The 10,514-nt window shown below is 66.4% G+C and carries 7 protein-coding genes; 2 read left to right on the top strand and 5 right to left on the bottom strand.

Annotated elements, in window-relative coordinates; genetic code table 11:
* Window positions 1–61: 61 nt before the first annotated feature.
* Both macA and NJ69_RS08935 read left to right on the top strand, forming a co-directional pair.
* Window positions 62–1,219, top strand: coding sequence for a macrolide transporter subunit MacA (macA, locus tag NJ69_RS08940; RefSeq protein ID WP_039578222.1), 1,158 nt, complete (start codon window positions 62–64; stop codon window positions 1,217–1,219).
* Between the two features lie 8 nt (window positions 1,220–1,227).
* On the top strand, window positions 1,228–3,228 hold the full coding sequence (locus NJ69_RS08935) for a MacB family efflux pump subunit (protein WP_167335980.1): 2,001 nt from the start codon (window positions 1,228–1,230) through the stop codon (window positions 3,226–3,228).
* Window positions 3,229–3,242: 14 nt separating this feature from the next.
* Here NJ69_RS08935 and NJ69_RS08930 read toward each other — a convergent pair whose 3' ends face one another.
* From NJ69_RS08930 to NJ69_RS08910, 5 genes are all read right to left on the bottom strand, one after another.
* Window positions 3,243–3,908, bottom strand: coding sequence for a helix-turn-helix transcriptional regulator (locus tag NJ69_RS08930; protein ID WP_039578220.1), 666 nt, complete (start codon window positions 3,906–3,908; stop codon window positions 3,243–3,245).
* A gap of 229 nt (window positions 3,909–4,137) precedes the next feature.
* On the bottom strand, window positions 4,138–5,553 hold the full coding sequence (locus NJ69_RS08925) for an efflux transporter outer membrane subunit (protein WP_039578218.1): 1,416 nt from the start codon (window positions 5,551–5,553) through the stop codon (window positions 4,138–4,140).
* Window positions 5,550–8,729, bottom strand: coding sequence for an efflux RND transporter permease subunit (locus NJ69_RS08920; protein ID WP_039578217.1), 3,180 nt, complete (start codon window positions 8,727–8,729; stop codon window positions 5,550–5,552). Before NJ69_RS08920 ends, NJ69_RS08925 begins: the two co-directional genes overlap by 4 nt.
* A 12-nt stretch (window positions 8,730–8,741) precedes the next feature.
* On the bottom strand, window positions 8,742–9,983 hold the full coding sequence (gene mexE / locus NJ69_RS08915) for a multidrug efflux RND transporter periplasmic adaptor subunit MexE (RefSeq protein ID WP_039578214.1): 1,242 nt from the start codon (window positions 9,981–9,983) through the stop codon (window positions 8,742–8,744).
* 213 nt (window positions 9,984–10,196) lie between these two features.
* Window positions 10,197–10,511 carry a DUF2388 domain-containing protein gene (locus tag NJ69_RS08910; RefSeq protein WP_039578212.1) on the bottom strand — a complete coding sequence of 105 codons (315 nt, stop codon included), beginning with the start codon at window positions 10,509–10,511 and terminating at the stop codon, window positions 10,197–10,199.
* Window positions 10,512–10,514: the final 3 nt, after the last annotated feature.

Raw genomic sequence — 10,514 nt, 5'->3', positions numbered from 1 at the left:
GCCGGGCAGCCCCCGCGCTGCCCAGCCCCACGCCTGCATTGGCAATGGAAAACGAGTGCTTATGGACAAGAATGGATTTCGCAAGGTCGGCCTGGCCTGCGCCCTGGCCCTGGTGGCTGGCATCGCCCTGTACGCGGTGCAGGCGCCGGCCAAGGCGCCGCGCTACATCACCGCCACGGTCGAACGCGGCGACATCGAGAATGCGGTATTGGCCACGGGGGTGCTCGAAGGCATCCGCCAGGTGGATGTCGGCGCCCAGGTATCCGGGCAGTTGCGCTCGCTGAAGGTCAAGCTGGGCGACAAGGTGAGCAAGGGCCAGTGGCTGGCCGAGATCGACCCGCTGGTGCTGCGCAACACCCTGCGCCAGGCTCAGGTCGACGAGGAAAAGCTGCAGGCCGAGCGGCGCTCGACCTTGGCCCGGGTCAACCAGACGCGGCGGGTGTACGAGCGCTACCAGGCGCTGCAGGACGACGAGTCGATCTCGCGCCAGGACTTCGAGAACGCCGAGTCCGAGTATCAGGTGCAGCAGGCCACCCTCAACTCGCTGGACGCGCAGATCAAGAGCGCCCAGGTGCAGATCGACACGGCCAAGGTCAACCTGGACTACACCCGCATCAGCGCGCCGATCGACGGCGATGTGGTGGGCATCGTCACCCAGCAAGGCCAGACCGTGATCGCCCAGCAACTGGCGCCGGTGATCCTCAAGCTCGCCGACCTGGACACCATGACGGTCAAGGCGCAGGTCTCGGAAGCCGACGTGATCCACATCACGCCGGGGCAGCCGGTGTACTTCACCATCCTCGGCGAGGAACGCCGCTACTACGCCACCTTGCGCGGCACGGAACCGGCGCCGCAGAACTACCTGGAAAGCAGCGACCGCAGCGGCGCCGCCGCGCCCAAGCAGAACACCGCGGTGTTCTACAACGCGCTGTTCGAGGTGCCCAACCCCGACCATCGCTTGCGCATCGCCATGACCGCCCAGGTGCGCATCGTGCTGGCCACCGCCGAAGCGGTGCTCACCGTGCCGGTGGCGGCGCTCGGGCCGGGCGAGGGCGAGGGTCGCTTCGCCGTACGCGTGCTCGATGACAAAGGTTTCGCCCAGGTGCGCCAGGTCCAGGCCGGGATCAACAACAACGTCAGGGTCGAGATCAAGCAGGGCCTGGCCGAAGGCGACCGGGTGGTGATCGGCGAGCCGATCGGCGATGCGGCGGGGGCGTGAGCATGAACATGAACGTCGCGCCCGGTGCGCAGCGCACACCCGTGCAGATCGCCGCGCAGCCGTTGCTGCGCCTGGAGGGCGTGAGCCGCCGTTTCATGGCCGGAGACCGCGAGTTTCTCGCCCTGCGCCACATCGACCTGGACATTCACGCCGGCGAGCTGGTGGCGATCATCGGCGCCTCCGGTTCGGGCAAGTCGACGCTGATGAACATCCTGGGGTGCCTCGACCACGCCAGCGCCGGTTCCTATCAGGTCGATGGTCAGGAAACCCGTGACATGGATGACGAGGAACTGGCCGCGTTGCGCCGGGACCATTTCGGCTTCATTTTCCAGCGTTACCACCTGCTGCCGCACCTGGACGCGCTGCGCAACGTCGAGATTCCCGCGGTATACGCCGGCACGCCTTCGGCGCAGCGTCACCAGCGCGCCGAAGAGCTGCTGCGGCGCTTGGGCCTGGGCGGGCACTTGAGTCATCGCCCCAGCCAACTGTCGGGCGGCCAGCAGCAGCGGGTGAGTATCTGTCGCGCCTTGATGAACGGTGGCGAGGTGATCCTCGCCGACGAGCCAACCGGGGCGCTGGACACCGTCAGCGGCAAGGAGGTGATGGCGATCCTGCTGGAACTGCACGGTGCCGGGCACACGGTGATCCTGGTGACCCATGATCCGAAGGTCGCGGCCCATGCCCAGCGGATCATCGAAGTGAGCGATGGGCAGATCGTCAGCGACCGGCGCAACCCGGCGCAGGCGGCGCCCGCTGCGGTGGCGGCCGAGACCCAGCGCCAGGGCCGTCCGACGCGGCGTCTGGTGGCCAACCTGGGCCTGTTCCGCGAGGCCTTCAACATGGCCTGGATCGCCTTGGTCTCGCACCGCATGCGCACCTTGCTGACCATGCTTGGCATCGTCATCGGCATCACGTCGGTGGTGTCGATCTCGGCCATCGGCGAAGGCGCCAAGGGCTACGTGCTCAAGGACATCCAGGCGATTGGCAGCAACACTATCGACATCTATTCGGGGAGCAACTTCGGGGACAGTCGAGCCAAAAGCATCGAGACCTTGGTGCTCGGCGACGTGCAGGCGCTGAACCAGCTGTACTACGTCGACAGCGCCACCCCGGTGATCGGCCGCAGCCTGCTGGTGCGCTACCGCAACATCGACCTGGACGTGCAGCTCAACGGCGTCAGCGAGCGCTATTTCCAAGTGCGTAACATCGAGCTGGCCGCCGGCATCGCCTTCAGCGAGAGCGATGCCCGGCGCCAGGCCCAGGTCGTGGTGATCGACCACAACACGCGCCAGCGGCTGTTCGGCGCAGGCGTCGATCCGCTCGGTCAAGTGATTCTGATCGGCAACCTGCCGTGCACGGTGATCGGGGTGACCAAGGACACCAAGAACCTGTTCGCCGCCGGCAATGCGCTGAACGTCTGGGTGCCCTACGAGACCGCCGCCGGGCGGGTGCTCGGCCAGCGTCACCTGGACAGCATCAGCGTGCGGATCAAGGACGGCATTCCCAGCCAGCGGGTGGATAAGGAGGTCAACGCGCTGATGCTGCAGCGCCATGGCAGCAAGGATTTCTTCACCAACAACCTGGACAGCATCATGCAAACGGTGCAGAAGACCAGCCGCTCGCTGACCTTGCTGTTGTCGCTGATCGCAGTGATTTCGCTGGTGGTCGGTGGCATCGGGGTGATGAACATCATGCTGGTGTCGGTCACCGAGCGCACCCGTGAGATCGGCATCCGCATGGCGGTGGGGGCGCGGCAGTCGGATATCCGCCAGCAATTTTTGGTGGAGGCGGTGATGGTGTGTCTTTTTGGCGGGCTGGTGGGCATCGGCCTGTCGTATGGGATCGGCTACCTGTTCACGCTGTTCGTCCAGCAATGGCAGATGGTCTTCTCACCGGCATCGATCGCCACGGCGTTCGCCTGCTCCACCTTGATCGGCGTGCTGTTCGGCTTCGTGCCGGCACGCAACGCGGCGCGCCTGGACCCCATCGAGGCGCTGGCGCGGGATTGAGTCGAGCGTCGGCGTCAGTTCGCGGCCGGGCCTTGGGGGTCGGCTGCGTACATCCACTTCATCAGCGAGTGACGCCCGCCGATGCCCAGCTTGATCGCGGCGCGGCGCAGGTAGCTTTCCACGGTGTTGACCTTGAGCTGCAGGTGCTCGGCCTGCTGCGGCGCGGTGCGTCCTGCCAGCAGGCCCAGGCACACCTGCAGTTCGCGGTTGGACAGGCTCAGGCCGGCCTGGTCGAGGCGTTCCTGGAAGCGCCGTTGCAGGTTGTCGGCGCCGTTGCGCTCGGCAAGGCTGGGCTGCAACGCTTCCAGGTGCTTGTGCAGCATGGGCAGCAGCAACGGCGAGATGTCCAGCAGGCGGTCGCGCTCGCAGGCCGAGAACGCCGCGTCGTCGGCGCGCAGCACGTGCAGTTCGTAGTGGTAGTCGGGGGTACGCCGCACCAGGTGCAGACGCGCGGGAGCGACCAGTTCCAGCCCGTCCTGTTCGGCGTCGCTGAACACGGTTTCGCTGAGCAATGTGGTGCTGTGGCCGTTGGCGCTGGAGGCCGGGCGTACCTGGCGGATGTGCGTGGCGTCGACGCTCAGGTGGGTCTGGATCAGGTCATGCAGCAGGCGCGGAAACTGGCGGCTGCCGGTGCTGGCAATGACTTTGCCGACTTGCGGGAAGAACAGGTGCGAATTCATCGTGGCATCCATGGGTGGGTGAATCGTCCTGGTGTTGCTGTCGGATAATAGCACATAGCTATCATTCCGATTGGCTTAGGTCGCTATCCTAGTACAACGATTCAGTAGGTGCCTTAACAAATGGCCGTGCTGGAGCGGCTGGATAAAAAAAGCCCCGCTGACCGAGGCCAGCGGGGCTAGGGCTGGTGGAGATCCACCAAAGGAGTCGTTGCAGGCGCTGCCGGGGACGTTACTTCACGCTGGCGACGGTCTCCGGCTGCCAGCCGCCCCCCAGGGCCTTGTAGATCGAGACGATGCCGCGGTACAGCTCCACTTCGCCCTGGGCCTGGGCGTCTTCGGCCGCCAGTTTTTCCCGTTCGGCATCGAGCAGCACCAGGTAATCGGCGGTGCCTTCGCGATAGCGGATCGAGGCCAGCTCCGCCGCCTTGCGGCTGGCGTCGCTCTGGCGCATCAGCGACAGCAGGCGCTGCTGGCGCTTGCCGTAGTCGCTGAAGGCGTTCGACGATTCTTCCAGGGCCAGCAACACCTGCTGCTCATAGCTGGCCAGGGCACCCTCGGCGTCGGCCTTGGCGCCGCGCAGTCGCGCACGCACGCTGCCCAGGTCGAAGGCCGCCCAAGTGATGCTCGGGCCCAGTGCCCAGGCGTTGGCTGCCGAAGCGCCGATCTGCGAACCGCGTCCGGCGGTGAAACCCAGGAAGCCGCTAAGGCTGACCCGGGGGAACAGGTCGGCGGTGGCCACGCCCACATCGGCGGTGGCGGCGGCGAGCTGGCGCTCGGCGCGGCGAATGTCCGGACGGCGGCGCAGCAGCTCGCCCGGATCACCCACCGGCAGGGCCTTGGCGATGGCCGGCAGTTGCCTGGGCGAGAGGTCCACGCTCAGGGCGTCCGGGCGCTGGCCGAGCAGGGTGGCGATGCGGTTGCGGGCGCGCACCTGTTCGGCTTGCAGTTGCGGCACGCTGGCCTCCACCGCCGCCAGCCGCGCGTCGGCGCGCACCACATCCAGTTCGTTACCCACGCCGGTGTCGCGCAGGGTCACGGTGATGCGCCGCGAATCCTGCTGGGTCTGCAGGTTGGCCAGGGCGATGGTTTCGCGCAACTGGGCGCCACGCAGTTGACCATAGGCGTCGACCAGCTCGGCGATCAGGCTGACCTGCAACTGCTGCAGATCGGCAAGGGCTGCGTCTTCGCGGGCCGCGCTGGCCTCGATGCGGCGCTGGATGCGGCCGAACAGGTCGAGCTCCCAGGTCATGTCCAGGCCCAGGTCGTAGCGCTCTTGGTTGACCCGGCGATCGGTCTGACCCGGCACCTGGCCCTTGGCGATCTCGCTGCTGGCGCGGCTGGTGACCACCGGCAGGTCGTCGTTGTCGGCGTCCTCGCGGATCGCCCGCGCGGCCTTGAGTCGGGCGAAGGCCACGCGCAGGTCGCGGTTACCCTGCAGCGACGCCTGCACCAACTGGTCCAGGGTCGGGTCGTCGAACTGTTTCCACCAACGGCTTTCGAAGCGGCTGCGGTCCAGGGTCTGCGCCGCTGCGGCGCTGTCCAGCCGCGCCGGGGCGGTGTCCGGCGCGTGGTAGTCCGGGCCCACCGCACAGGCCGCCAGGGCCAGCGCCAGCAGGCTCGGGGTCAGGGGTTTGAGCAGGCTCATGCAGGATTCTCCAGGGTGTGCGCAGGCTCGGCGGTGCCAGCCTGACGGCGGGCGACCCGGCGGCGGATCAGGTTGAAGAACACCGGCGTCAGGAACAGGCCGAACACGGTCACCCCGATCATCCCGGAGAACACTGCCACGCCCATGGCATGGCGCATCTCGGCGCCGGCACCGGAGGAGAACACCAGCGGCACCACGCCCATGATGAAGGCGATGGAGGTCATCAGGATCGGCCGCAGACGCAGGCGGCAGGCTTCCAGGACCGCGGCCAGTGGGTCGAGGCCCTCGGCTTGTTTGTCCTTGGCGAACTCGACGATGAGGATGGCGTTCTTGCACGCCAGGCCCACCAGCACGATCAAGCCGATCTGGGTGAAGATGTTGTTGTCACCGCCGGAGATGATCACCCCGGTGATGGCCGACAGCAGGGTCATCGGCACGATCAGGATCACCGCCAGCGGCAGGCTCCAGCTTTCGTACTGCGCCGCCAGTACCAGGAACGCCAGCAGCACGCACAGCGGGAAGACGAACAACGCGGTGTTGCCGGCCAGGATCTGCTGGTAGGTCAGGTCGGTCCATTCGTAGGTCATGCCATTGGGCAATTCCTGCTTGAGCAGCTTCTCGATCGCCGCTTCGGCCTGGCCCGAGCTGTAGCCGGGGGCTGCCGCGCCGTTGATCTCGGCGGTGATGAAGCCGTTGTAGTGCATGACCCGATCAGGCCCGGAGGTGTCGCTGACCTTGAGGAAGGTGGCCAGTGGAATAATCTCGCCCAGGTTGTTGCGCACCTTCAACTGGCCGATCTGCTCGGCGTCGAGGCGGAACTGCTGTTCGGCCTGGACGTTGACCTGGTAGGTGCGACCGAAGCGGTTGAAGTCGTTGGTATACAACGAGCCCAGGTAGACCTGCAGGGTGTCGAAGATGTCGTTGATCGCCACCCCGTGGGTCTTGGCCTTTTCCCGGTCGATGGCGGCATCGACCTGCGGCACGTTGACCTGGTAGCTGGTGAACAGCCCGGCCAGTTCAGGCACCTCGCGGCTTTTGGCGATGATGTTCTGGGTTTCCTTGTACAGCGCCTCGTAGCCCAGGTTGCCGCGGTCCTCGATCTGCAGGCGGAAGCCGCCGATGGTGCCCAGGCCCTGAACCGGCGGCGGTGGGAAGATTGCGATGTAGGCGTCCTGTATGTCGGCGAACTGCGCGTTCAGCGCCGCAGCGATGGCACCGGCCGACTGGCTGGGGTCGCGACGCTCGTCGAACGGCTTGAGCGGGGTGAACACGATGCCGCTGTTGGGGCTGTTGGTGAAACCGTTGATCGACAGGCCCGGGAAGGCCACCGAGTCGGCCACGCCGGGTTGCTTGAGGGCGATCTCGCTCATGCGCTTGATCACCGCCTCGGTGCGGTCGAGGCTGGCGGCGTCGGGCAGTTGCGCGAAGGCCACCAGGTACTGCTTGTCCTGCGCCGGGACGAAGCCGGTCGGCGTCGAGGAGAAGCCCAGGTAGGTCAGGCCGATCAGGCCGGCGTAGACGAACAGGGCAATGCCGCTGGAGCGGATGACCCGGCGCACGCCGCCCACGTAGCGATGGCTGGCGCGGTCGAAGAACCGGTTGAACGGGGCGAACAGCCAACTGCCCAGCAGCCGGTCGAGCACCCGCGAGAAACGGTCCTTCGGTGCGTGGTGCTCTTTGAGCAGCACGGCCGCCAGGGCCGGCGACAGGGTCAGCGAGTTGAACGCCGAGATCACCGTGGAGATGGCGATGGTCAGGGCGAACTGCTTGTAGAACTGACCGGTAAGGCCGGAGATGAATGCGGCCGGTACGAATACCGCGCACAGCACCAGGGCGGTGGCGATGATCGGCCCGGTGACCTCGCTCATGGCTTTCTGCGTGGCCTCCAGGGGCTTGAGGCCCAGGGCGATGTTGCGCTCGACGTTTTCCACCACGACGATGGCGTCGTCCACCACGATGCCGATGGCCAGCACCAAGCCGAACAGCGACAGGGCGTTGAGCGAAAAGCCGAACAGGTGCATCACTGCAAAGGTGCCGATCAGCGATACCGGCACCGCCATCAGCGGGATGATCGAGGCGCGCCAGGTCTGCAGGAACAGGATCACCACCAGCACCACCAGCACCAGGGCTTCGAACAGGGTGTGCACCACCGCTTCGATGGAGCCACGGACGAACACAGTGGGGTCGTAGACGATGCTGTAGTCCATGCCCTCGGGGAAGTCCTTCTTCAGCTCGGCCATCTTGGCCCGCACTTCGTCGGAGATCTCGATGGCGTTGGAGCCAGGGCGTTGGAAGATCGGGATGGCCACCGCCGGCTGGTTGTTCAGCAGCGAGCGCAGGGCGTATTGGCTGGAGCCCAGCTCGACCCGAGCGATGTCTTTCAGGCGGGTGATCTCGCCGTCGGCACCGGCGCGGATGATGATGTTCTCGAATTCCTCCTCGCTGACCAGGCGGCCCTGGGTGTTGATCGACAGTTGGAAGCTGGTGGAGCCGGGCGCGGGCGGCGCGCCGAGCTGGCCGGCGGCGACCTGGCGGTTCTGCTCGCGGATCGCCGCGACCACGTCGCTGGCGGTGAGGTTGCGCGAGGCGGTCTTGTTCGGGTCGAGCCACACGCGCAGCGAGTAATCGCCCATGCCGAACAGTTGCACGTCGCCCACGCCGCCCAGGCGCGCCAACTCGTCCTTGATGTTGAGGATGGCGTAGTTGGACAGGTAGAGCATGTCGTAGCGCTGGTCCGGCGAGGTCAGGTGCACGACCATGGTCAGGTCGGGCGAGGCCTTGTCGACGGTGATGCCGATGCGTGTGACTTCCTCCGGCAGCTTGGGCTGGGTGCGGGTCACGCGGTTCTGTACCTGCACCTGGGCGTTGTCCAGGTCGGTGCCCAGGGCGAAGGTGATGGTCAGCGTGAGCTTGCCGTCGGCGGTGGATTGCGAGGACATGTACAGCATGTTCTCGACCCCGGTGATCGCCTGTTCAAGCGGCGCGGCGACGGTTTCGCCGATGACCTTGGGGTTGGCGCCGGGGAAGTTGGCGCGCACCACCACCGTGGGTGGCACCACTTCGGGGTATTCGCTGATCGGCAGTTGGAACAGCGAGATCGCACCGGCGATCAGCAGGACCAGCGACAGCACGGCGGCGAAGATCGGCCGGGTGATGAAGAATTTCGAGAAGTTCATGGGTGTCGTCCCTTAACCGCGCGGTGCTGGGGCACTGGCGACTTTCACGGTCGAGCCGGCCACGGCCGGTGCGGGGTTACTGGCTTGCAGCGCCTCACGCTGACGGGCGAGGGTGGCCAGGGTGTCGTCGCTGGCCATCGGCGTTTCCTGGGGCGTGACCGGCGAGCCGGGACGCACGCGCTGCAGGCCCTTGACGACGATGCGCTCGTCCTTGTTCAGGCCGCTGCGCACGATGCGCAGGCCTTCGAGCTTGGGCCCCAGTTCCACCGCGCGGTAGGTGGCCTTGTTGTCTTGGTCCATGACCAGCACGAATTTCTTGCCCAGGTCGGTGCCGACGGCTTCGTCGTTGATCAGCATGGCGTCGTACTGGGCGCTGCCGACCAGCTTCAAGCGGGCGTACAGGCCGGGGGTGAACTGGCCGTCGCGGTTGTCGAACACGGCGCGGCCACGGATGGTGCCGGTGCGTGGGTTGACCTGGTTGTCGACGAAGTTCATCTGGCCCAGGTGTGGGTTGCCGGCTTCGTTGGTCAGGCCCAGGTACACCGGGGTGCTCTGGCCGCGCTGGCCCTGGCGTGCGAGCTGGGTGTACTTGAGGTAGACGCGTTCGTCGGCGTCGAAATAGGCGTAGACCTTGTCGGTGGAGACCACGCTGGTCAGCGGCGTGACGTCGGCAGTGACGATGTTGCCGGCGGTGAACTCGGCGCGGCTGACGCGACCACTGATCGGCGAGGTGACGCGGGTGAAACTCAGGTTCAGGCGGGCCAGGTCCAACTGCGCCTGAATGGCTTCGACCCCGGCACGCGCTTCGGCGGCGGCGCTGCTGCGCGACTCGGCCAGTTCGGCGGAGATGGCGTTGCTGTCGCGCAGGCGCTCGCCGCGACGGGCTTCGTTGGCGCTGCGGGTGGCACTGGCCTTGGCTTGTTGCAGTTGCGCTTCGAGGCGGCGGACTTCGGCCTGGAAGGGGCGCGGGTCGATCTGGAACAGCAGGTCGCCCTTATTGACCTGGGCGCCTTCGGTGAAGGCCACGCGGTCGATCTGTCCGGAGACGCGCGGGCGCACCTCGACGGTTTCCGGCGCTTCCAGGCGGCCGGTGAATTCGTCCCATTCGTTGATCGGCTGCTCGATCACCTTGGCCACGCTGACGGTGGGCGCGGCGGGTGCTTGCGTGGCGTCAGGGGTCTTGCCGCAGGCGCTGATCACCGCCACTGCCAGGGCAGCGAGGGGAAGGCGCAGGGCCTTGAATGAAGGTTCCATGGAGAACTCCGCCAATGTAGGAATAGTGGGCGGATTCTGCGAGCGTCAAGCGGCGGTAACGAATCGAATGACTCGAAGGTCACTATCAAGCTGATTGATAGATTGGCTGAATGGATCGATAGCAGGGTCGCGAATGGGGCGGCAGGTCGCGGGTGCGTCTGCGGTCTGACACTGCCGTGCAGGAGCGGGTGAGCCCGCTCCTGGACAGGCGGGTTACTGTTCTAGCAGGTCATCCTGCGACAGCAGCGCCTGGGCCAGCTCTTCGTCGCTGACCTGCAGGCCGGGATGAGTTTGCCGCGCCCGCTGCAGCGCGGCGTCGACATAGACCCCACGGATCGCACCACCGCTGGCCACGAACGATGACAGTTCGTCGCGGGCAGGGATGATCCGTTTGTCGTCCTTGAAGGTGGAATACAGCGACGCCGAAACACCCGCCGAGGTCGCGACGTCGCGACCATCGACGCGGGCCAGCGCCGAACCTGCGGGAATGCACAGCACCAGTGCCGGGACAAGCAGCGCGTAACGCATGAT

Source organism: Pseudomonas parafulva, assembly GCF_000800255.1.
Lineage (GTDB): Bacteria > Pseudomonadota > Gammaproteobacteria > Pseudomonadales > Pseudomonadaceae > Aquipseudomonas > Aquipseudomonas boreofloridensis.
This window is presented reverse-complemented; position numbering and strand designations above follow the sequence as displayed.